Raw genomic sequence first — 22,201 nt, 5'->3', positions numbered from 1 at the left:
GCTAGCTGATGGAACTTCTATGACCGTTTACATCGCAAATTTCGGCAGAGGCAATTGGGCCTGGCCCGAGTGCTTGCAGACCGGCTCTCTCGCCGTAATGGATGACGTGCGCGTACACCCATTCTGGCTAAGTAATGACCGGGAGGGCTACATAAAGGAAGCGCAGAAGCTGTTGCGCCTCTCTTCAGGGGGGCCAGTCCCCACGCCGGTCGCGTCCCGCTGGTTCAATTTGAACACGATACTGGCGACGACAGAGGGGGATCTATGGATACATCGAGAGAAGCACGAGCTTTGGTGGACTAACTCCATCAAGGCTGACAGTCAGTTCATCGATGATCCCAACCCGACCTCCGGACCGGCGAGGATTTATCTCTACCACAAGAAATGTTCCGCTTGGTCCGACCGTAATGGCAAGGGTGCACTTCTTGGCTGGGACGGCCTCCACCCAAAGGCTAAGGAGTTTCTCTTCACTGAAGGTACTTTTCAGAAGCTCTCAGACGACAACGCGGCTTATGCGAAAGCGCTCATAGCTGGTGAAGATCTTTCCGCCTGGCACGCTAGACCCGATTGGAAGGCGAAGGCGGAGAGTGCAAAAAGGGCATCAGTAACGTACTTCGATTCCCGCCGGAAAACGATTGTCCGGATGGCCATGACCGCTATGGGTACTATCGCTCAAAGCGGTGATATCTCGGTGGTCGTCAAAAAAGACAAAGCGCTCGGCTTTCGCGACCAATTTGAGTTAGAAAAGTATATCGACGAACTGATGACCGCCCAGGATGGAGCTTGTGCCTTGACGGGCTTGCGCATGTCATTGGACGGTGACGACGGCGACACCGAACTTGCTTGTTCTCTCGATCGAATCGATTCGAACGCACACTATGAGCGAGGAAATCTGCAGATAGTCTGCAAATTTGCTAACCGCTGGAAGGGCGCCTCAGACAACGAGAAGTTTTTGAGTTTGATTGCGAAAATCCGGGCTCTTTCTTAACGCGATAATGGTTTTTATCGAGTTCGGAATCAAGCCTAATAGCAGCGCTTCTTTACAGACGATTTCATTCGTTGCCGGAGGGCAAAATTCCATCGTCCGACCCTCATGTAGCTACAGCTGCTCCCAATACGAAAGCATTGCTCTCTCGCCTTGCCACTCTTTTCCTTTTTGGGAGAATCCATATTTCGAGAGGGCTTTCTTCATCCATTCAGCATCCGTAGTCGCGAAGAGCCGCTTCGCATAATTCGACAGCAGCTTTTCAACCAGTCTGTATGACAACCCACGTTGCCGATGATGTTCATCCACCGCGACGTAACCCAATTCCTGTGTCTTCGATGGAAAATCAACTCCGCTGTTACGGGCGACCTTCCTTGCGTATCGCTCTCGAACAGGCTTAATTGCACCGACGCCGACGATTTGCGCGCCTCTACAAGCTATTGCTAGTACAGTGGATTTCGGAAAATCCCTCTTCATGGTCTGAACATCCACCGCCTCGCCCTTTTCTATGATGGCAAAGCAAACTCCGACATCCGCGTCGCTCAGATTTTTGGGGTCGCAGGAAGTGACGTTGTACTCAGCGTCTCTATCAGCCGGTTTTTCAGCCTGGAGATTCACAGCCGCAGAGTAACACTATATTTTGCGAAGATAACGTCCTTTATCATTCATGATCAGGATGCGGGTGAGTGCCGCCTTGCGACTGTCCGAATCTGAAATCCGGCACACAACTCGCACACAGCCAACTCCAGCGATTAGCTGTCACGTTGCGGACGAAAGAGCGTCCCGCTAATCGGCCGTCAGCTAGCGTGGCCTGAAAACGAAGAGACTCTCCCCGGCGCTCGTAAGGCTCCAAACTTGTTGCCCAGTTCGGTCAAGAACGGTTTACTGCTCAGTTGCCATTACGCGCTTCAGCCACCAGCAAGAGCTTTGGCTGGTTCAAGGGACTCTTCAAGGAGTCCATGGACCTGGCGGTAATTTCGGGGTGTGAGTGAATAAACACACGGGCTGCCTGGAAGTCATGGAACACATGAAATAGGTTTTATTTGTGGCTTGTGGTAGGGCGGAGGAAGACGCATTCGAACTCCCGGTACTCTTAGCTACGGCAAAGCGCACCGTGAAAAGCAGAGCCGGAGAAAAACCGACCATTTCTGAGCGACAGGCCGAAGCGGTCCCGTTCTCCGGTCTGGAATATGAATGAGAATGTATAGAATTCGGCCGAAATTCGCATGTTTTCGCCGAAACGCACTCCAGAGAACGGGAACCTCCTGACTGTATGGCGGAGGGAGAGGGATTCGAACCCCCGGTACCCTTTCAGGTACAGCGGTTTTCAAGACCGCCCGTTTCAACCGCTCACGCATCCCTCCGGGCTTGTCTGATCAGTAGTTTAGCAGTATTCATATCACCCTCACATCGGCAACTGTGGGGACTTTTGTGGGGACCCCTCGCGTTCGAGCTCACTTGGTAACGTTTGTGAGTACCCGGGTGTGCCGAATGTTGTTTTTTGTCCCACGGAAAGAACTCCGTTTGGAGAAACTCACCAAATGTCGGACAATTCTTCCGCAAAAACAAACCTGCCCGTCCTTCTGCCAGTTCCGCCTTACGGATTGCTTCCACCGCTCGGCTGCCGTTTTGTTGTTTAAACCAGTTGTGTCACGATGGCGCTGTCACTTATGCAAACCCGCGAGTGCTGAGTCCTATTACTCAAGGCGAAACGACACCTCAAGAGGTATTTCTAACCTCACTAAGTCCACAAGGCTCTTTCCTCGCAGTACAGCGCTGCCCCATTGTCGCGGAGTAATAAGTTCGGCTCGGACTCGGATATTCGGGTACTTTAAAAGCTGGGATGATCCCATTGAACGCTCGCGTGCCAATTTGCGCCCTGCCCACTCCAGTTTTTGAGATAATTCGTCTTGAATCTCGTGGCGCTCCAGTTCGTGTTGATCCGGGAGCAGCTCCCTAGAGCCGTTTTGTACAAGCTGAATAACAACTCTCGGATTGTTGCTGTTACTTTCATTAGGAATCCAAGCCTTAAGGTTCAACTCGACTTCAGAAATTGGAGGCTCACCAAAAAGGATGTAACTCATCTCGGCATCGATATTCGTTAAGGACATAACACGAAGGTCTTCGGGTGCTAAGTAGAGAATACAAGTATCCGATTCGCCTGTGATCTCCCAAAATAAGTCAAATGCTTCCACATTCTTGCTCTTGCGCAGCAGGTCAAGAACTCGCTGTTTATTCACAATCTGCTCGTACCAGCGCAAGTGCACTGCTGGCGCTTCTTCAGAGGAAAACGGAGATTCTGCGATCCAAATATCACGTTTGTAGGCCCTGCCCGTGCGCGCAACTTCACCCATAACATGTTTTTGTGTCCCCGATATCCCGGTCTCCGCCTCGATTTCATTAAAATCAAGACCTCGACCAAACAGCCGTATACTCAACTTGAACTCGCACGTGTGAGTAGTGCCCAAGTTTGCTCCGTTAATCAATTTTGAATGCAACCCCCAACCTTGGGCAAAGTTTTCGCAATCTGTTCGACTTCCTCTTTGCTCAGATCCGTCATATTCAGCGCCGCCAGTGTACCGTTTCCATTCCAGGTGAGATGTCCGGTTACCGTCTGGGGGAAGTTAAACATAGTCCCTGAGCAAGGCAAAAACTGCTTGTTCGGACAGCGGTACGCAAACATTATTTTTTCGGGACCGCCAAGACTGAGATTTTCCAAAATCAGCAAGCTGCGTTGAGAGTGCCGGTCTGACTACTTCGGGTCAGAGCATTCCTCCAACTTAGGGGCAGTCGGTATAGAGAACTGGAATGCGGGAGTTTCTATTGCTTCGTAGTGTAGCGTCCCTATATTTGCCCACTTAATCCTTAGTCGCCTTCCATCGTCAGGAGGAAAAGGCCAATCAACCACTTCAACTGTCATTGCATGATCGCCGGGCGGAATCGTCCCCGCGATGGCGGAAGTAGGTTTGAAACGAACGGCGACGGCAACAAGACCGGGCAGGTCGTGTGTGCTGCCCGGGTCGAGGATTGTGAACTCGCTGGCATTGGGTCTTTCGGAATCGGGAGCGCGGGGAGGTTCGATAAATTGGTCGTACTGAAGCGTAGTCTCGTAGTGTTCTTCCTCAATGTCCTTCGCGTTGTCAGCAATTGCCCCAACCACGATTTCGATGGGCTGTTTGGACTTGTAAAGAATCGCTTTGTCGGAGCCCGCGTTGATGTAGCGCAACGCTAGCCGCAGATGGGCCGTATATACATCGTTATCTCCTTTGCAGTACCTCATTCCCTGAACTGACACAGTCAGTTTTACATCCGACGCCGTTCCTGGATGTGTGATTGATAACAGGCTGCCGCTGTTGTGATCGTTGCACATCAAAGTTGATCCTAATGAGAGCATGCCGATTACAACCAAAAAGGTGCTTCTCACAATTTCTCCTAGAAGCTATTGTCAACTACTTTCTGACTCTGCCGCAGGTTGATATTCAACCGACTCGACCCCGCATCCTCTCTACGAATCCAGTGATGTTGCTCAGCTCATGCCCAAGTTCATGGATGAAGGAGCGAATCCCAAGCGGCCCATTGACTGCTATCCAAAATCGGCAACTGTGGGTACTCTGTCGGAGTGCACTTCACTTTCGTAAAGCTCAATCAACCGTGCAGCATTGACAGTTTCAAGTATCGGGTACAGACGGTCTCCGTCAGCAGAAATAAATGTAATTTAATGTACGCTTAAGCTAATCGTCATGCGAGAGTCGTATATTATGACCCGCCCATCGTCACTCATCCCCTGAGATTACCTTATGTGCGCGGAGACTGATTCGAAGTGGAGTAGCTGGCGGGGATTCAGTGTGATTGCAGTACTAATCTTCTGTATTTGCGCCTCCGCAGCCTTCGATGCGCAGACCAACGGCAGCACCATCCAAGGCAAAGTTATTGATTCTTCTGGCCTGCCTGTCTCGAACGCACGCATCTCCGTCAGGAATCTACAGGCGAACACTGCACAAACTCTTTTGAGCGATAGAGACGGCCTGTACGTCCTACGAAACATTCCTCCTGGTGAGTACGAACTCGCCGTATCCGCCTCGGGATTTCCAGCGAAAATGTTGCACGTTACAGTGGCTGCGAATTCTAGAGCTGTTGCGAATGTGGTAATGCCCTCACCTGTGGCCAGCTCCGCAGGACCACCAGCCAAAGCTGGATCGCAAAACGTTCGCGATATACCGCTGAACGGGCGCTCGGCGACGGACGTTGCGACGCTAGAGCCGGGAGTCGCAACAACTCGAACCCAGTCTGCCGGAGGGGCAGCCCAGCGCGGCTTTGGAACGCAGATCACGATTTCAGGCGGCCGCCCGCGGCAGAATGATTCGCGCTTCGAGGGAATGAGCGTCAACGATTATGCGAACAGTCCACCCGGAAGCGCCGCAGGAGTCAACCTGGGCGTGGATGCGGTAGAACAGGTATCTGTGCTTTCGAACAACTACCCGGCGCAATATGGGCGGTCCTCGGGGGGAATTGTCAGTTCGTTCACCCGTTCAGGCTCGAACGCGTGGCATGGAAGTGCCTTCGAGTTCATCCGGAACAGTGCTTTAGACGCGCGAAATTTCTTCGACATCAGGAAGCCGCCTTTCAGGCGTAATCAATTTGGCGGAACGCTGGGCGGGCCGCTGTGGAAGAAGAAGACGTTTGTCTTCGGTGCTTACGAGGGCTTTCGCCAATCTCTGGGCATTTCACAGGTAAGCACGGTTCCATCAGCCGCCGCCCGCGGTGGAAAGCTTTCTAGCGGGCAAATTAATGTTGACCCAGGTGTGTTGCGGTTCCTGAACGCATTTTACCCTTTGCCAAACGGTTCAATTCTGTCGAATGGAGATGCCGGCATTTTCAACTTTGCGGGACAACAAGTTGTTCCTGACAATTATTACACCGTTAAAGTAGATCACCGGATGGCGGCAAACGACGTGATCTCCGGCACCTATATGTTGGACAATGCGAGTGCCAGGCAGCCCGATGAACTGAACGACAAGAGAACGGGTTACGACTCTCACCGGCAGCTGGTGACTGGAAATGAGGTACACACCAGAGGAAATTGGATAAATTCCTTTCGATTGGGTGTTAACCGCGTCGTCGCCACCACGGGCCTTACTTTTCTGAGCGGTAACCCTTTGGCTGCCGATCCTACTTTTGGGACTATTCCGGGTCTTAATGCTGCCGGTGTCAACGTCACAGGAATTACGGCTTTTACAGGAGGGCTGGATTCGCTCAGCAGCTATAAGTTCCATTGGACTTCAATTCAAGTCTACGATGACACATCGTTGGTTACCGGCCATCACTCCTTAAAATTCGGTATGGGACTGGAACGGGTTCGAGACAATATCTTTGCTCGTTCCGATCCTGCCGGGGTATTTGCATTTAACTCATTGGCGGACTTTTTAGAAAACAAACCTTTTTCCTTGTCAGCAGGGATACCGGGGACACAATCGGAACGGAGACTTCGCCAGACCATTGCCTCTGTCTACGTGCAGGACCACTGGAGCTTGAGACCCAACTTAAGTCTCGATCTCGGTTTGCGCTATGAAGCGTCCACGGTACCTAGCGAAGTGAACAACAAGCTCACGGTCCTCAGGAACCTTACAGATGCCGCCCCGCATCTAGGCTCGCCATTGTTCTCCAATCCGACTTTGCGCAACCTCGAACCGCGTATCGGTGCCGCATGGAATCCGTCGAGCGACGGGAAAACTATTATCAGCTCGGGATTCGGCATCTTTGATGTGTTGCCACTTCCTTATCTGGTGCAGTTTAACGAAGTCAATTCCGCCCCATTTACTGAATCAGGCAATGCAACTAACTTGCCTGTTGGTTCCTTTCCCGTGGCCGCTTTCTCAAGTTTCGCCGCGTCTTCCAATGAATTCAGGCAGGCATATTTTGAGCCGCACCCACCCCGCAGCTATGTGATGCAGTGGAATCTTACCGTTCAACGGGAACTCGCAAAGGCAGTGAGTGTCACCACCTCCTACGTGGGGTCTCGCGGCATACACCAGCCCTTTCGAGTGGAAGACGCCGACATAGTGCTTCCCATGCAAATAGCGCAGGGATATTTTTGGCCTCCCGCTGGAACCGGCCAGCGCCTGAATCTAAACGCCGGTCGCATCACCGCAGGTTTCTGGAGAAGCGACTCGTACTTTCATGGGCTTGAAGCAAAATTCCAGGGGAAAATAGGCAAGGCCGGGGGAGAAGTTTCCTACACCTTCGGAAAGACCATAGATACGTCGTCAGGCAGCATTGTGGGCGATGAATACTCCAATTCCATTTCCAGCCCCTTGTTCTTCAACCCTGGCCTAAATCGCGGACTGGCCGACTTCAACGTTGCACACAACCTGGAAGTGAATTACGACTGGGAACTCGGAACACCGAACTGGAATTCGCTTGGGAGACAAGTGTTAGGCGGATGGAAATTAGGGGGAGTGTTCGATGCCAGCACGGGTGTGCCATTCACTCCCGGGATTGGCGGTGATGCTCTGGGCCTGAAAAGTACAGATCCCAGCATAGATGTTCCAGACCTGGTCCCTGGCCCAGCTTGCGGGTCTTTGATAAACCCCAACAATCCCATCAATTACATCAAAACGCAATGCTTCACCTTTCCCAGTCCTGCCAACCGGCGTGGGAGCCTGGGCCGCAACACGCTTATCGGGCCGGGATTGCTCACCCTCGATTTTTCACTGATCAAGAACACGTACATCAAAAAAGTATCCGATGCCTTCAATGTGCAATTCCGGTCAGAATTCTTCAATGTTCTCAATCGGGCTAACTTCGCGCCCCCGCTGGACAATCGCAACCTGTTTGACGCAAGTGGGCGAAAACTATCGAACGCGGGATTGATTACATCAACCCAAACTCCGTCGCGGCAGATTCAATTTGCGGTGAAGGTAATCTGGTAAGGGCCTCTGCACAGATCGTAAACCATAAGATACCCAGTAAGAAAAACATATTCTCTTTTGTATCGGCGGCGCCTACTCCCTAACCACGAGCGGATGGTGCACTTTTCGATTAGTAAAGCCGAAAGTTTACTTCGATGGTCACCTGAGCCGCGACTGGATTCCCATTCAGTAGCGCCGGTTTGAATTTCCACTTCTTAACTGCCTCGATAGCGTTTCTGTCTAGCTCCGGGCTCAAACTCTTCTTTAACGTCACTCCACCGACACCGCCGTCTTCAACAACCATTACCCAGAGCACCACCGTGCCCTGTATGTTTTTCTTGCGTATGTTGAGCGGGTAGTCGGGGTCCGGTGTAATTACCGCCCGAGGTGCAGTCACGCCTTTCCCGACTCGATAGACATGCTCGGGCAGGTGTTGATTCTGAAGCTGTTCCATAATGCGCCCACTGTCGTTGCACTCATCTGCGGGTGCATTGCTATCCTCAGGATGCACCCAGGGTGTTATCGGTCTGCTTGAATCCCAGTGCACCAAACGCAGATTGTAGCCCTCGTCGCTGGCCATTTTGAGCAGTTTTGACTCATCGTGTGACGGCTTTGCGAGGGCATACTCAACGTACCCAAAAGGTCCCAGAAAAGCCGCCGAGTAAAGTACCTTCTCGGACGGTGTTCCCAGGATTACAACCGCCTCACCGTTGCGGCGTTGCATCGAACCTACTTGGCTGACATAGCAGGGCGTTCCCAACACTCTGCGATGTGCCACCACTGTAATTGATGTGTCGGAGTTTTCCGCCCAAATGTGCAGTGAAGCAAAACTGAAACACAGAAGCGAAATGGCTCCCAAACGCATGCTGGTGTTTGTAGCACAAATGAGAGCGGCCCGCAGCTACTCTCCACCTAGGTTGATAATTTCATTTCCCTTACGGGAGTGGCTGGATTTTCACGGCCTCAATAGCTATCCCGTGCTCGGTTTGACCCTCGCCTCTGCCACCCCGTAAACTTAGCTTGTATTCCCTGGCGTTTCTGGCCCGTCCGCAGGAGGTTTTTCCCCTGAAGCAGCGTTTTCGGTGCTGGCGTAGCGTAGTGTTCTGCGTGGTGGCGTGCGGCGCGGTGAGCGTCTGTGGTGTCCAGCTCTGTCTGGCACAAATGACGCCCAAAGCCACGGTGGATACCAGCGAAACATTGTTTGGCGTACTGGCTGCTATCAACGCCTGTGGCTACGATCAGGAGCTTGGTGCATCCGACCCGCTGCGCAGCCAAGTGCGAAGTGAGGTAACCCAGGCAATTCAAGCATCGCCAGAGGCGACTGCCGCGGCCGCTGAGCTATGCCGGTTTTATCGCGATCATCAGCAACCGGAGCCGTCGCGCGATTTGGCCCAGTACGTTTCGCTGGCGCTGACTCTCACCGCACCTCCGACTTTTACTCCGGCAATTAAAGAGGCCGATGTTCCACCCGATGCCAGTTACGTTTTAGGCCTGGTGCCGTTGCTGCAGCGGTTCTACAGCAAAGCGGGATTGCACTCCATTTGGCAGCATCATCAGGCCGCCTACGAGAATCTGATCGAGCGCTATCACGAATCGGTCGCCAAGATGCTCCTGGATACCGACCTCTATGTGCGCATTCCGTTCAGCGGGTACCTGGGACGCAAATTCGTGATCTATCTCGAGCCGATGGGAGCTCCTGGCCAGACCAACGCGCGCAATTACGGCGCGGATTACTACGTTGTGGTGAGCCCGTCGGGCAACACCCTCAGAACGGACCAGATCCGCCACACCTACCTTCATTACATGCTGGACCCTCTTGCCGAGAAACGGCCGGTTGCCATGAAACGGTTGGCGCCGCTATTGATAGCCGTGCGCACCGCGCCCATGGACGACGCGTTCAAGAATGACATGTCATTGCTGCTGACCGAGTCATTGATTCAGGCCATTGAAGCGCGCACCAAAGGGGGAACCAAGGGGCCAGAGTCGGTGCACCTGGCGGCGGTGAATGCTGCCATGGCTCAGGGTTTCGTGCTGACACAATATTTCTACGATCAGCTGATAAAGTTTGAGCAGGGGCCCACCGGGCTGAAAGACGCCTATCCCGACTGGATCTATGAGCTTAACGTTGACCGCGAAAAGAAGCGCGCCGAGAACATTCAGTTTGCCGAGAAGGCCGCTCCCGAGGTGATGCGCGCATCTACTCGCACAGAGCCGGGTTTGTTGGATAAGGCGGAAAAGAGCCTGGCGGACGGCGATGCTGTCACTGCCCAAAAACTCGCCGAGCAGGCGCTTCAAGGGCAAGCTGCTGGTCCGGGCGCCTCACAGGCGGGTGCCTCGCAGCCGGGTGCCTCACAGGAGGATCAGGGGCGGGCGCTGTTTGTGCTCGCCAAGGCGGCAACCCTGAATAAGGATATGGCCGGCGCCCGGAAGTACTTCGAGCGTACTCTTGAGGTGGCGCATCAGCCCCAGTTACTGGCTTGGTCGCACATTTACCTGGGCAGAATCTGCGATCTGCAGGAGAACCGGGACGCTGCCGTGGGACACTACCGGGCAGCCATGAGTGCGGGCGATCCGGCGCCGGAGGTCAAGGCGGCGGCCGAGCGTGGACTCAGGAAAGCGTACGAGCCTCCGGCACGTCCTCAGTAACTTTTAGAGGCGCCGGTGTGGTGACAAGATTGTGGGAGACGAATGCAGTGGAGATCTGCCGAGCAGGCAAGGAGAGAGCATGAAACCAGTCCTTTTTGTGTTAGCCGCGCTGCTGGTCGTTAGCGCGAGTTGGGCGCAACCGCAGTATCAGAAGCAGACGCCACCCCAGCAGACCCCGCCGGCAGCATCGCAGGGTACGCAGCCCGGTTCAAAGCAGCAGCCGAATTCACAACCGGGCGCCGCGCAGGGTCAACAGGGCGCGCAACCCGGCGCCGCAGCGGACCAGGCTGCGCCGGCCGGAAAGCATCCGCCCCAAGCCAAGTCCCAAGAGGAGTTCAAGGCATTCAACGATGCCAACGCTCTCACCGATCCGGCTGCAATCGAAAAGGCGGCCGATGACTTCGCGACGAAGTTCCCGAACAGCGAGTTGCGCATTCTGCTTTATCGCAAGGCGATGATCGAATATCAGAACGCCAACAACGCCGACAAAATGGTGGACATGGGCCACAAGGTTCTCGGCATTGACCCCGACGACCCGCAGGCCTTGGTCTCCGTGGCTGAGGTGCTCTCTGAACGCACCCGCCCCACCGACCTGGACGCCAACGAAAAATACGCTGAGGCTACCAAGCTGGCAAAGCACGCGCTCGAAACCATTGACACTGACTTGACATTCAGCGCGCAGGTGCCACCGGACAAAGTCAAGCAGGCGAAGGACTGGCTGCGTTCGACTTCCTACTCTGTGCTCGGTAACCTGGAGATGGCGAAAAACGACTATGCCGCTGCGGAAAAAGACTTGCGTCAGGCGATTGACCTGAATGCGGCGCAGCCTGATCCGGTGAACTATTTAAGGCTCGCCGTAGCGCTCGACAAGCAGAACAAGTACGCTGACGCGTTGACCGCCGCTAATAAGGCTGCTGAATTGGCGCCGGAAAATACGCAAGTCGGCACCCTGGCGCGTCGGGAACAGGACCGTTTGAAGCAGTTGACGGGTGGCAGCACTGGGGCCAGCAACGCGGCTCCGGGAGCCAAGCCGCAAACTTCTCAGCCACGTACAACACCGCCGCAACAGCAGCAGTAATACGCTCGTAGCACGGCGCCACGAGGGACGCTCGTGCTAAGTTCGATGATCCGCGGCAGATGGCCGTGGATTTTCGTCATGAAAGCCCTGGAAATCGACACCTTGGAACAGCGGCTCGGGCATCATTTTCGAGATCCCGAGCTGCTTCGGCGAGCGCTGACTCACAGCTCGCGCGCGCGTGAGCTGGAAGCCGCGCCGGCTGACGTGCCCGAAAGCCGCACTCCGCCGGTGAATGCTCTTCCGGACAAGGTCCGTGATAACGAGCAGCTCGAGTTCCTGGGTGATGCCGTCCTGGGATTCGTAACCAGCGAAGACCTTTACCGGCGCTTTCCGGAGTTTGAAGAAGGTCACCTTTCAAAGCTTCGGGCACATCTGGTTAGCGGGCGTCACCTGGTGAGGGTTGCGGAAGGGATGGAACTGGGAAAGTACCTGTCGCTCGGACGCGGGGAAGAGAAGAGTGGCGGACGCGGCAAGAGTGCCCTGTTGGTGAATGCACTGGAAGCGCTGCTGGCTGCAGTGTACCTGGATGCGGGTTTCGAAAAAGCGCAGCAGTTCATTGTGCAAAACATTTTGGTGCCAGAGTTGCGGCGTTTACAGGCGCAGGCCGGAGACGAAGTACCGATCACGGATTACAAGTCAGCTTTGCAGGAGGCGGTACATCTCTCCGGTCATGCTCCGCCCGCCTATACACTGGTAAAGGAGGAGGGGCCAGAGCATCGCAAGACTTTTACCGTGGAAACGCGCCTGAATCGCGCAGGCAGTCCAGGCGAGTCGGAGTTTGTTGCCCGGGCCGCAGGCCCGACAAAGAAACGCGCCGAGCAGGATGCCGCCCGTCAGGCATTGGAATACCTGTCGTCTTTACCTAATGGAAACGCTTCAAAGTACAAGCCGAAACACCGCGTTGGATGAGCTTTTAGAAACACCTCCGCAGAGACAGCCGGAACGGAACAGGTCTGCGCTGCCGGCGTCCATCCAGTCATTACTGACAACGGTAGTGATTGCGTTGTTTGTTATCACCTTTCTGGTGCAAGCCTTCCAGATTCCCTCTGAGTCCATGGAAGACACGCTCTTGATTGGTGACTACCTGCTGGTGGACAAGGTGCATTTCGGCGACGTCGGCCGCTGGGGCCATGTGCTGCCTTACACCCAAATCCACCGCGGTGACGTGGTGGTGTTCCATTATCCAGTGCGTCCGGAGCAGCATTTTGTGAAACGCGTGCTCGGCCTGCCTGGCGATCACCTCCGCATCAGTGGCAATAGGCTTTTCGTAAACGGGGTTGCGCTGTCGGAGCCGTATGCGCTTTACAAGTCCGCAGACGAAGATGGCTACCGCCACAACTTCCCTAACACAAATTTTGTAGCTCCTGGGGTGGAGGCGCACTGGTGGCTGCAGATGCGCGGCCTGGTACGTGACGGTGAGCTGCTGGTCCCACCGGGACAGTATTTCGCGCTGGGCGACAACCGCGACGAGAGCCTCGACAGCCGTTATTGGGGCTTTGTGCCGCGCGAAAACATCATCGGCCGTCCCCTGGTCATCTACTGGTCGGTGCGCAGTCCCCAGACCAGTTCCGCACTGCCAACTTCGGCGAGTGATAAACTTTCTCGTTTCGGCTATGTGCTGACGCACTTACTGGAAGCTACCCGCTGGGACCGTACCCTCCGGCTGGTAAAGTAAAAGATCAGGTGAAAACCATGGCCCGCGCCGCGGTAGAAAACGAACAAGAGTTGAGCAAGAAGCAAAAACCGGAAGAGGCCAAGAAAAAAGAGACCACGGTTGAGTTCCTCGCCTCCATCGCGGTGGTGCTGGTCACTGGACTTTTCATTATCACGTTTGTAGTGCAGGCATTTGAAATTCCTTCCAGTTCCATGGAAAACACCCTGCTCATAGGCGACCATGTTTTTGTTGATCGCGAAGTTTTTGCGCCGCCGACCCACTGGGTTGGACCGGTAATTCCTTATCGTGACCCGCGCGACGGCGACATCATCGTCTTTCTCTCGCCAGCCGAGCCTGGCCTTTACGTGGTAAAGCGCGTAATGGGGGTACCCGGAGACCGCATTCACCTGCGTGATGGGATTGTGTACCGCAATGGAAAGAAGCTGGATGAGCCCTACGTCGTCCGCAAAGACAACTACAACTCTTACCGCGATAATTTTCCGGCGGTTCCGCCCACGGAAGCCAATGTAACTCCGGAGTGGCGGCTGCTGATGAGTTCCTACATCCAAGGCGAAGACTTAGTTGTGCCTCCCGACCATCTTTTCGCCATGGGAGATAACCGCGACGTCAGTTACGACAGCCGTTACTGGGGTTTTATTCCGCGGGAAAATGTAATCGGGCGTCCTCTCTTCATATACTGGTCATTCCAAACTCCCGAATTTCAGTACATGAAACGTGGCATTGGAGAACGTCTGAGCTTTATTGCGCACATCATCATCCACTTCTTCGACCAGACGCGCTGGAACCGCATGCTCAAGGTTGTTCGATGAGCCTAGGTCCACATTCCCGCGGGTTGCGTCGGAGTGTGGGCGTCCTCGCACTGCTCCTCGTGGCAGCATTGCTGTTGCCCTTTGTACACATCAGGTGGTTTCACGCCAGCATTGTGGATTCCATCAGCAACGCGCTGAACCGGACGGTTACGGTCGAGGCAGTCAGCCTTCGTTTATTGCCGCAACCTGGATTTGATCTGCACAAGTTCGTTGTGGCTGATGACCCGTCGTTTAGCGCCGAGCCGATGCTCCGTGCGGATGATGTGACCGCGTACCTGCGTTTTAGCTCGTTGTGGCGGGCACGGCCGGAAATCGCGCGGCTCAGCTTGAGTGAGCCCAGCTTGAATTTGGTCCGCCGCGACGATGGAATCTGGAACGTTTACTCCCTGCTGCAGCGCGCCGCCGATACTCCATCCGCGCCCACAGGTCAAACCAAGCCTGAGGGCCGCCCACGATTCCCGTACATTGAGGCCAGCAGCGGTCGCATCAACTTTAAGATCGGTCAGGAAAAAAAGTTTTACGCGCTCACCGATGCCGACTTTTCTTTATGGTTGGCGTCAGAAGACAAATGGGGAGTAAGGGTTTCAGCCCGGCCCGTTCGCACCGATGCCAATCTCAGCGATACCGGAACGCTCAGCCTCAGTGGCTCATTCCAGCGCGCCAGCTCCCTGCGAAACACCCCCCTCAACTTGAACCTGCGGCTCCAGAATGCCCAATTGGGACAGCTCACCAAGATGATGTATGGCCGCGATCGCGGTTGGCGCGGCGCCGTAACCGTTGCCGCCCGACTTACCGGCACGCCGGCGGAGCTGAACGTCCGTAGCGATGCTCAAGTACAGGATTTTCGGCGCTATGACATTGTGACTCCCACATCGCTGCGGCTGGCTATGCGCTGCGGCGCTCGCTTCAGTGCGGCTGACCAAAGCTGGTCTGACGTTAACTGTACGGCACCCATCAGCAATGGAGTAGTCACAATTACGGGAAGAGCGTCAGATCCGTTGCGATCCGGACCATTTAGTTGGCAAGTTACAGCGCAAAATGTCCCTATGCCGGCGATAGTGTTCGCGGCTCGACACGCGAAACGAGATCTTCCCGACGACCTTATTTCGGCAGGCACGCTGAGCGCTGTCTTCAATTTCTCCAGGCAGGCCGGATCGGCCCCACAATGGTCGGGCAGCGGGCACACCACCGGTTTTCGACTGGGCAGCCCGGAGAAGCAAACTGAACTTGGTACCGTTCCGTTCAAGATTGCTTCCCGTCCCATCATTCTCTCGCAGGACAAACGCCAGGATATTTTTGTGTCCGATGAGCAGCAACTCGTCACCCTCGGTCCATTTGCGATAGAAATGGATACTCTCGAGCCGGTGACCGTAAGAGGCTGGTTAACGAGGTCCGGATATTTCCTTTCGCTGCGCGGCGACGCTCGAGTGGAACGGATACTACAGCTTGCCAAGAACGTGGGTTTGCACGCCGTCCAGCCGGCGGCAAAGGGTGCCGCAAAATTGGATCTGCAGGTCTCGGGCTTGTGGGCAGGTTTTGCCTTACCTGAGATCAGCGGCAAGGCGCAGCTCCATGATGTGTCTGCAACTATGGACGGAATTTCGGCGCCGCTTGAAATCGAATCTGCCAATGTTCTGCTCACCCCCGGGCAATCAAGCGTTCGCCATTTCGTGGCGACGTTTTCTGGTAGCGACATGCATCTTTCAGGCTGGCTTGATCTGCCTCGCCGCTGCACCGCCATCGACGGCTGCTCTGCACGGGTTGATCTTCATGCCGACGAGCTTGACACCGCCACGCTCGGTCGTCTCTTCAATCCCCGCTTTCTAAAGCGACCCTGGTACCGCATGCTGGGCCCCAACCAGCAAAGCTCGTTCCTGGCACGCGTCAATGCTCGCGGCCACATCACCGCGAATCGGATAATCATCGGCCGCACACTCGCGAACCATTGCTCCGCTGATCTTGTGCTTGATCATGGCCAGCTGCGGCTTGCCAATCTTGAAAGTGAAATCTGGGGCGGAGAGCATCGCGCTGAATTACAGGCTGATTTTACCGGCGCTGAGCCTGCCTACGATCTTCGCGGAACCCTTGACAATGCACAGCTCGCCCCGGTCACTGCTCCCATAGCAGACGACTGGGCCACCGGAACAATCTCGCTGCGCTACCGGCTGACGGCTGTTGGTTGGGACCGAGCCGGCCTGTTGAACTCTGCCGCCGCAACCGCAGAATTCGATCTGCGCAACGGCGTTCTGCAGCAAATCTCATTGGCTGAGGGAGCTCCGCCGTTGCGCGTGCAGCGGTTTACGGGCCATCTCAACCTGCATGACGGCCGATTCACCGTGACAGCAGGCAAATTGCAAACGCCGGGCGGCATCTATCAAGTGAGCGGAACAGCGCTCGCTGACAAGAAAGTAGATATCCGATTGGTGCGCGACGGCGCTCATAGTTTTACTATTACGGGAACGCTGGAATCGCCCAAGGTCGTCGCCGTGTCTGGGCCGCAGACCCAGGCCGCGCTCACAAAATGAGATTGCTTTCAGTAGCTCTAATTGCGTTGTTCCTGTCCGTCGTCGTTGCTCAGAATCCTCCGACCGCCTCTTCGAAGTCCCAGACCCCTGCCGTAGAAAGCATGCAACGCAAGCTCGACCGCATTCAGCAGAACGGCGCCCGCGCCAAACCGGCACCGATGACGACTACCTTCACTGAGGAAGAGGTCAATGCATATCTTGCTTCGGGCCGCGTTAAGCTGCCTGAGGGCGTGCAATCAGTGCGGTTGGCCGGCACTCCGGGTGTGATCAGTGGTGTTTCGCGCGTCAACTTTGATCAAGTCAATGCCAGCCGCCGCAATTCAAATCCTCTGTTGGGCATGTTTCGTGGGAGCCACGAGGTTGCCGTTACTACGCACGCAAGGGGCTCGGGCGGACAAGGGATTGTCCACGTGGATTCGGTGACGCTCGATCAGGTCGAAGTACCGCAATTCGTGCTACAGCTTTACGTGGACCGCTACTTGAAGCCCAAATATCCCAACCTCGGTATAGACAGCCGTTTCCAACTCCCCGACCACATTGACAGCGCCACCGTAGGGGACCACAAGTTGATGGTCACGCAGAAATAGCACCGCTACCCTTTTCCCGATCCCACACTCTTCCCCTGCGCTGCCCGCCCGCGCCGCTTCATGATTACACCAACTGCTACCCACCCGGCGCACGCAATCCACTCATACCTGCTGAAGTGACCGGGAACGAACGGCAGGATTTTCATCAACACCAAAGCCAGCGCCACCAGTGCGCCGATGCCGGCCACTGTACGACGGAACATCGTGGGACGCATGCAGAAATATGCCGAGCACGCGGCCATCCAGCCAATCGCCGAGGCAACCGAACCAACTTCGGTGATAGGGACCAGAAGAGCTTGTCCCAGGAACATCGCGGCGGCCGTGCCCGTAGCCACCCCTAGCACCGCATTTGCCGGAGTTTGGTTTACGGGGTGCACAAGACCGAAACTGGCACTGACCGTGCCGCGCCGTCCCATGGCGAACAGCAGCCGGCTGGCAGCAATGAAATTCCCGTTAAAGCATTTCACCAATGAAAGCAGCGCGGCTGTCAAAATCACATTGACGATCCAACGCGACTTTAACGCGTTCTCAAATGCGATCAGGGTGACGAATCCGCCTGACAAGTTCTTCCATGGCGAAGCGTATGCCACCGCGGCAATCACAATTGCGTAGAACAAAATTGCCACTGTGATCGCCGTTACCATGGCGCGAAAGAAGCTGCGGGAGCGAAACTCCGGGCTGGCCTCTTCCGCGGCTTTGCCCACCGATTCGAACCCCGTCATAAAATAGGGAACAATCTGTAGGACCAGTAACACCGAAATCCATGGGGTGTGGCTGAACAGGGGTGGGAAGTTGCTGACTGATCCGTGCGCGGCTCCGAAGGTGACGAACACCGCGAATAGGCCAAGTACCGCAAAGGTCGTCCAGTTTTGAAACGTGGCGCTTAGTCTGATGCCGCGATAATTTAATGTCGCCAGAAGCGCAATGAGCGCCAGCCCCAATAGCAATTGCGGCAGGTAGACCGGCTTCTCTCCGACCCGGTACAGCTCAAAAGCATCCAGCTGCGGGAAAATGTAAGCCGCGATTCGCCCGATGGCCACCGCCTCCCACGGACACACAATGAAGTACGCCAGCAGCATCATCCAGCCGGTCGCATAGCTTACCGTCGGCGGAAATACCTTCGCGGTGTATGCGATTTCGCTGGCGGCATCTGGCATGGCCGTTACCAATTGTCCGTATACGTACGCTACGGGCAACAGCAACAATCCACCAATCACGAATCCCAGGATGCCGCCCAGCGGCCCACCCCGGGCCAGCCAATCGTCCATCAGCACCAGCCAGCCCACGCCCACCATGGCCCCGAAGCCCAGCGTGAAATAGTCGGTGACGCGCAACTTGCGGGCGAGTGTCGGCATTGAAGTGAGGGCCGATTCTACCGCACACCTGCTGCCGATCCTCTGTGTGCTATCGTTTTAGTCTTTACGCGAGGCCGCTATGCCGCGTTATGAATATCGCAACCTTGCTCCCCAGCCCGTAGCTGAACAGGCTTTCCTGGCATGGATCCAGCGTCTGGACGAACAGTTCATGAATCGGGATCCTAACCACCGCTCTGAAGTGGTCCGCGATACTTTGCACCAGCTTTATCTTGGCCAGCCTTATGATCCGGGCATGGCCGGCAGTTCATCCCTCGCTATACAAACCCTGGCTCACTCTTTCGATCCGCGGAACGCGACCCTCGAGCCCGAGTATTACGGCGACGTTGATCCGGGTCGCTACGCTGAGCGCAAGCCGCTTATCTGGTTCTGGATGATGTACGACCGTTCACCCGTGGGCCTGAATCACTGGTTGGGATTCCGCGTCCGCGCCATGCTGGCCCGCCACATCTTCAAGCGGATCGGAAAAAACGTGAAGATCTTTCACGGCGTGGAGGTCTCATTCGGCTACAACCTTACCGTCGAGGACAACTGCACCATCCACAAATATGTGCTGCTCGACGATCGGGGCGAAATCATTATTCGCGAGGGATCGTCTATATCTGATTATGCCAATGTCTATTCGCACGCTCATGACCTGAACGACGGCATGATCGTGAACAATCAGCGCACCGAAATTGGCCCACGTGCTCGCGTGACTTATCACGCCACCGTGCTCAGCGGGGTCAAGGTGGCGGAGCATGGGATGGTGGGATCCATGGGCGTCGCGTCAAAAAACGTTGAGCCTTATAACGTGGTCGCGGGAATTCCCGCAAAGACCGTTAAGGTAAAGACCATCGCCCCAGAAGAAGTTAAGCCTTCAGCAGAGAGGCAATAACCGGCTTCTGGGGGCAGCGCCCAAGGCCTTTCCAGCGCACTTGCTCTGATAGAATCGACCCAACCGGATGACCCTTCAGCACGTTGTCATAGTCTTTCAGGTCATAGTGTTCCTGTTCGCGATTAGCGTGCACGAATCAGCGCACGCTTTCACCGCCTGGCGTTGCGGCGACCCAACGGCGAAGATGCTGGGGCGTGTCTCCCTGAATCCGCTGCGCCATATTGATCCTTTCGGGACCATCGTGCTGCCGCTGATCGCGATGCTGACTCATTTGCCGGTGATTGGCTGGGCCAAGCCTACGCCCGTTGACCCTCGGAATTTTAAGCACGAAATTCGCGACGACATTTTGACTTCAATTGCGGGGCCGATCAGCAATTTTCTGGTCGCAGGCGGCGCGGTGCTTTGCCTGGCGGTGATTTCGCTGGCTTCACCGAATAACGGGCGCCTGATCGTGCACGCCATAATCTCACCGGCTTCAACCTTCGGACTGCCAGTTAACTGGAATTCGCCACTGGTTCCTATTTCGCTTTTGCTCTACCAGGCAATGATCATTAACGTCCTGCTCGCGGTTTTCAACCTTATACCCGTTCCACCTCTCGACGGCAGCCACGTTTTTCGGCACATCCTCTCAGAGTCCATGCGCAACATTTATGATCGTATGGGAATCCTGGGACTGATTCTCTTGGTCGCGCTCGGCGGAAACATTCTGAACCGCATGATGTCGCCTTTCATTTATCTCTTCGAATCCGTCCTGATGAGGATCTGAATGCCGCCGCGCCTGAACCATTCACGCAAACCCCGTATTCTGAGCGGCATGAGGCCAACGGGCAAGCTGCACCTCGGCAACTTCGTGGGCGCGCTGGATAACTGGGTACGGTTGCAGGACGACTACGATTGTTTCTTCTTCATCGCCGACTGGCACGCTCTCACCACCGATTACGCCGATACTTCCCGGCTGAAGGAGAACACACTCGAAGTAGCTCTCGACTGGCTGGCTGCGGGCTTGGATCCAGATCGTTCTACACTTTTTATTCAGTCGCATGTTCCCCAGCACGCCGAGCTGCACTTGCTGCTCTCGATGATTACCCCTTTGGGTTGGCTGGAACGGGTACCGAGTTACAAAGAGCAGCGCGACAATATCAAAGAGAAAGATCTTGGCACCTACGGATTCCTGGGGTATCCACTGCTGCAGTCGGCTGACATCCTGATGTACAAAGCGGATTACGTGCCCGTGGGAGAAGACCAGGTCCCACACGTCGAACTGACGCGTGAAGTGGCGCGGCGGTTCAACATGTTTTACAGCGGTAAGCGGACTTATGTTTTCCCCGAGCCCCAGCCGTTGCTCACTCCCGCAGCCAAACTGCCCGGAACTGACGGCCGCAAAATGTCGAAATCATACGGAAATACGATTCTGCTCACTGATCCTGAGCCGGTAGTGCGGCAGAAGCTCAAGACCATGGTCACCGATCCGGCCCGCGTCCGGCGAAGCGATCCCGGAAATCCTGACGTCTGCCCGGTGGGAGATTTGCACAAGATTTTCAGTGATCCGGCAACCATGACGAAAGTGGACGTGGGCTGCCGGACCGCTGCCATTGGCTGTATCGAATGTAAGAGTTGGGCGGCGGATGCACTGATTAGTGTGCTGAACCCGATCCAGCAACGCCGCAAAAAATACGAGGACAATCCGCGCATGGCATGGGATATTCTTGAGGCTGGCTCCACGCGGGCGCGCAAGTCCGCCTCCGCCACCATGGACGAAGTGCGCGATGCCATGCACCTGTCGCTCGCTTACGAGCCTCCCGCGCGTAAGGCCAGCGGCGACCGGTAGCCAGCGATAGATATTTATGTCCGAAGGACAAAAACTCGAACTCGCCTCGTCGCAACCGACTGCTCCTCCATCCCCGCCCGCAGCAAAGAAACAGAGCGACTCGCCTTTCTCGGTTACAGTCGGCGAAATTTACGATGGACCGCTCGATCTGCTGCTCGATCTGATCCGCAAGCAGGATATAGATATCTACGACATTCCCATCGCCCGGATTACCGCCCAGTATTTGACGTATGTGGAGCGCATTCGCCAGCTCGACGTCAACATCGCAGCTGACTTTATCTACATGGCGTCGGTGCTTATTCACATCAAGTCGAAGACGCTGCTGCCACGTGATCCCGATGCGCCGGCCGATGCGCAGGACGATCCCCGGATCGAACTGGTGAATCGCCTACTGGAGCACGAGAAGTTCAAGACTGCGGCCCAGATGCTGCTCCAGAAACAGCAGATCGAAGATGCGGCGCTGACCAATCCGGCGCTGAAAGACTTTATTGACGCGGAGGGCACCGAGCCCGAGCTCGCCGCCGACGTGATTGACCTGGTACGTACTTTTCAGCAGATCCTCAGCCGCGCCAAGTCGAAACCCATGCTGCAGGTTGACGAAGAAACCGTCACCGTAGGCCAGATGATAGATTTTTTGCGACGCCGCCTGGCACTGGAAGAGCGGCCCGTTCGTCTTAAGCAGTTGCTGCGCAGCCTGAACACTCGTCAGGCGCTGATTTGCATGTTCCTCGCACTTTTAGAACTGGTACGCCTGCAAGCCATTCAGGTTAAGCAGGAGCACCACTTCGGCGACGTGCTGGTGCGCAAGCACATTGAGTTTGATTCCATCATGAACGCCCAGAGCGCGGTTCGCGATGACTGGAGATGAGCCATTGACGCATTGAGAGATCTGGAGATTGAGAGATCGAAT

Annotated in this window: 19 protein-coding genes and 1 tRNA gene; 13 read left to right on the top strand and 7 right to left on the bottom strand. The window is 55.4% G+C overall.

Features of this window, described 5'->3' with window-relative positions; all coding sequences use genetic code 11:
• The first annotated feature begins 19 nt into the window (after window positions 1-19).
• Window positions 20-988, top strand: coding sequence for a hypothetical protein (locus VFA76_04680; GenBank protein ID HZR31131.1), 969 nt, complete (start codon window positions 20-22; stop codon window positions 986-988).
• 111 nt (window positions 989-1,099) lie between these two features.
• Here the strand turns inward: VFA76_04680 and VFA76_04675 are convergent, their stop codons facing one another.
• The 5 genes from VFA76_04675 to VFA76_04655 all read right to left on the bottom strand — a co-directional run bounded on the left by VFA76_04675 (window position 1,100) and on the right by VFA76_04655 (window position 4,409).
• Window positions 1,100-1,603 carry a GNAT family N-acetyltransferase gene (locus VFA76_04675; protein ID HZR31130.1) on the bottom strand — a complete coding sequence of 168 codons (504 nt, stop codon included), beginning with the start codon at window positions 1,601-1,603 and terminating at the stop codon, window positions 1,100-1,102.
• 656 nt (window positions 1,604-2,259) lie between these two features.
• Window positions 2,260-2,349, bottom strand: a tRNA-Ser gene (locus tag VFA76_04670).
• Between the two features lie 333 nt (window positions 2,350-2,682).
• Window positions 2,683-3,423 carry a hypothetical protein gene (locus tag VFA76_04665; protein ID HZR31129.1) on the bottom strand — a complete coding sequence of 247 codons (741 nt, stop codon included), beginning with the start codon at window positions 3,421-3,423 and terminating at the stop codon, window positions 2,683-2,685.
• Between the two features lie 44 nt (window positions 3,424-3,467).
• The gene (locus VFA76_04660) at window positions 3,468-3,617 is read right to left on the bottom strand and encodes a hypothetical protein (GenBank protein ID HZR31128.1); all 150 of its coding nucleotides are present in this window, start codon (window positions 3,615-3,617) and stop codon (window positions 3,468-3,470) included.
• A gap of 120 nt (window positions 3,618-3,737) precedes the next feature.
• The gene (locus VFA76_04655) at window positions 3,738-4,409 is read right to left on the bottom strand and encodes a hypothetical protein (protein ID HZR31127.1); all 672 of its coding nucleotides are present in this window, start codon (window positions 4,407-4,409) and stop codon (window positions 3,738-3,740) included.
• 421 nt (window positions 4,410-4,830) lie between these two features.
• Here VFA76_04655 and VFA76_04650 point away from each other — a divergent pair, with 421 nt between their 5' ends.
• Window positions 4,831-7,914, top strand: a complete 3,084-nt coding sequence (locus VFA76_04650) for a TonB-dependent receptor (protein HZR31126.1) — start codon at window positions 4,831-4,833, stop codon at window positions 7,912-7,914.
• 109 nt (window positions 7,915-8,023) lie between these two features.
• Here VFA76_04650 and VFA76_04645 read toward each other — a convergent pair whose 3' ends face one another.
• Window positions 8,024-8,617: an energy transducer TonB gene (locus VFA76_04645; protein ID HZR31125.1), complete on the bottom strand. Its 594-nt coding sequence runs from the start codon at window positions 8,615-8,617 to the stop codon at window positions 8,024-8,026.
• Window positions 8,618-9,054: 437 nt separating this feature from the next.
• Between VFA76_04645 and VFA76_04640 the strand changes: the two genes are divergently transcribed.
• The 7 genes from VFA76_04640 to VFA76_04610 all read left to right on the top strand — a co-directional run bounded on the left by VFA76_04640 (window position 9,055) and on the right by VFA76_04610 (window position 17,213).
• A complete protein-coding gene (locus VFA76_04640) occupies window positions 9,055-10,539 on the top strand; it encodes a hypothetical protein (GenBank protein HZR31124.1) in 1,485 nt (494 codons plus the stop codon).
• Between the two features lie 79 nt (window positions 10,540-10,618).
• On the top strand, window positions 10,619-11,617 hold the full coding sequence (locus VFA76_04635; protein ID HZR31123.1) for a tetratricopeptide repeat protein: 999 nt from the start codon (window positions 10,619-10,621) through the stop codon (window positions 11,615-11,617).
• Window positions 11,618-11,695: 78 nt separating this feature from the next.
• Window positions 11,696-12,526 carry a ribonuclease III gene (gene rnc, locus VFA76_04630; protein ID HZR31122.1) on the top strand — a complete coding sequence of 277 codons (831 nt, stop codon included), beginning with the start codon at window positions 11,696-11,698 and terminating at the stop codon, window positions 12,524-12,526.
• On the top strand, window positions 12,441-13,292 hold the full coding sequence (lepB, locus tag VFA76_04625; GenBank protein ID HZR31121.1) for a signal peptidase I: 852 nt from the start codon (window positions 12,441-12,443) through the stop codon (window positions 13,290-13,292). The genes rnc and lepB (VFA76_04625) overlap by 86 nt, the downstream gene beginning before the upstream one ends.
• 17 nt (window positions 13,293-13,309) lie before the next feature.
• A complete protein-coding gene (gene lepB / locus VFA76_04620; GenBank protein HZR31120.1) occupies window positions 13,310-14,101 on the top strand; it encodes a signal peptidase I in 792 nt (263 codons plus the stop codon).
• A complete protein-coding gene (locus VFA76_04615) occupies window positions 14,098-16,626 on the top strand; it encodes an AsmA family protein (GenBank protein ID HZR31119.1) in 2,529 nt (842 codons plus the stop codon). Before lepB (VFA76_04620) ends, VFA76_04615 begins: the two co-directional genes overlap by 4 nt.
• The gene (locus VFA76_04610) at window positions 16,623-17,213 is read left to right on the top strand and encodes a hypothetical protein (protein ID HZR31118.1); all 591 of its coding nucleotides are present in this window, start codon (window positions 16,623-16,625) and stop codon (window positions 17,211-17,213) included. The genes VFA76_04615 and VFA76_04610 overlap by 4 nt, the downstream gene beginning before the upstream one ends.
• 5 nt (window positions 17,214-17,218) lie before the next feature.
• Here the strand turns inward: VFA76_04610 and VFA76_04605 are convergent, their stop codons facing one another.
• On the bottom strand, window positions 17,219-18,568 hold the full coding sequence (locus tag VFA76_04605; GenBank protein ID HZR31117.1) for an APC family permease: 1,350 nt from the start codon (window positions 18,566-18,568) through the stop codon (window positions 17,219-17,221).
• Window positions 18,569-18,647: 79 nt separating this feature from the next.
• Here VFA76_04605 and VFA76_04600 point away from each other — a divergent pair, with 79 nt between their 5' ends.
• The 4 genes from VFA76_04600 to VFA76_04585 all read left to right on the top strand — a co-directional run bounded on the left by VFA76_04600 (window position 18,648) and on the right by VFA76_04585 (window position 22,159).
• Window positions 18,648-19,463: an acyltransferase gene (locus tag VFA76_04600; protein ID HZR31116.1), complete on the top strand. Its 816-nt coding sequence runs from the start codon at window positions 18,648-18,650 to the stop codon at window positions 19,461-19,463.
• Window positions 19,464-19,530: 67 nt separating this feature from the next.
• A complete protein-coding gene (locus VFA76_04595; GenBank protein ID HZR31115.1) occupies window positions 19,531-20,229 on the top strand; it encodes a site-2 protease family protein in 699 nt (232 codons plus the stop codon).
• Window positions 20,230-21,291: a tryptophan--tRNA ligase gene (trpS, locus tag VFA76_04590; protein HZR31114.1), complete on the top strand. Its 1,062-nt coding sequence runs from the start codon at window positions 20,230-20,232 to the stop codon at window positions 21,289-21,291. It abuts the gene before it with no gap.
• Between the two features lie 16 nt (window positions 21,292-21,307).
• Window positions 21,308-22,159, top strand: coding sequence for a segregation/condensation protein A (locus VFA76_04585; protein ID HZR31113.1), 852 nt, complete (start codon window positions 21,308-21,310; stop codon window positions 22,157-22,159).
• Window positions 22,160-22,201: the final 42 nt, after the last annotated feature.

The organism is Terriglobales bacterium, from assembly GCA_035651655.1.
GTDB lineage: Bacteria > Acidobacteriota > Terriglobia > Terriglobales > Acidobacteriaceae > DASRFG01.
Note: the sequence above shows the minus strand (reverse complement) of the source record. Positions and strands in the feature narration are given on the sequence as shown.

What these genes read in the sequence shown, in the direction of transcription:
- VFA76_04680 (HZR31131.1), top strand. Translation starts at nt 20, where the DNA reads ATGACCGTTTACATCGCAAATTTCGGCAGAGGCAATTGGGCCTGGCCC.
- lepB (HZR31120.1), top strand. Translation starts at nt 13,310, where the DNA reads ATGGCCCGCGCCGCGGTAGAAAACGAACAAGAGTTGAGCAAGAAGCAA.
- trpS (HZR31114.1), top strand. Translation starts at nt 20,230, where the DNA reads ATGCCGCCGCGCCTGAACCATTCACGCAAACCCCGTATTCTGAGCGGC.
- VFA76_04615 (HZR31119.1), top strand. Translation starts at nt 14,098, where the DNA reads ATGAGCCTAGGTCCACATTCCCGCGGGTTGCGTCGGAGTGTGGGCGTC.
- lepB (HZR31121.1), top strand. Translation starts at nt 12,441, where the DNA reads ATGCCGCCCGTCAGGCATTGGAATACCTGTCGTCTTTACCTAATGGAA.
- VFA76_04635 (HZR31123.1), top strand. Translation starts at nt 10,619, where the DNA reads ATGAAACCAGTCCTTTTTGTGTTAGCCGCGCTGCTGGTCGTTAGCGCG.
- VFA76_04645 (HZR31125.1), bottom strand. Translation starts at nt 8,617, where the DNA reads ATGCAACGCCGCAACGGTGAGGCGGTTGTAATCCTGGGAACACCGTCC.
- VFA76_04600 (HZR31116.1), top strand. Translation starts at nt 18,648, where the DNA reads ATGCCGCGTTATGAATATCGCAACCTTGCTCCCCAGCCCGTAGCTGAA.
- VFA76_04610 (HZR31118.1), top strand. Translation starts at nt 16,623, where the DNA reads ATGAGATTGCTTTCAGTAGCTCTAATTGCGTTGTTCCTGTCCGTCGTC.
- VFA76_04595 (HZR31115.1), top strand. Translation starts at nt 19,531, where the DNA reads ATGACCCTTCAGCACGTTGTCATAGTCTTTCAGGTCATAGTGTTCCTG.
- VFA76_04605 (HZR31117.1), bottom strand. Translation starts at nt 18,568, where the DNA reads ATGCCGACACTCGCCCGCAAGTTGCGCGTCACCGACTATTTCACGCTG.
- rnc (HZR31122.1), top strand. Translation starts at nt 11,696, where the DNA reads ATGAAAGCCCTGGAAATCGACACCTTGGAACAGCGGCTCGGGCATCAT.
- VFA76_04660 (HZR31128.1), bottom strand. Translation starts at nt 3,617, where the DNA reads ATGTTTAACTTCCCCCAGACGGTAACCGGACATCTCACCTGGAATGGA.
- VFA76_04585 (HZR31113.1), top strand. Translation starts at nt 21,308, where the DNA reads ATGTCCGAAGGACAAAAACTCGAACTCGCCTCGTCGCAACCGACTGCT.
- VFA76_04640 (HZR31124.1), top strand. Translation starts at nt 9,055, where the DNA reads ATGACGCCCAAAGCCACGGTGGATACCAGCGAAACATTGTTTGGCGTA.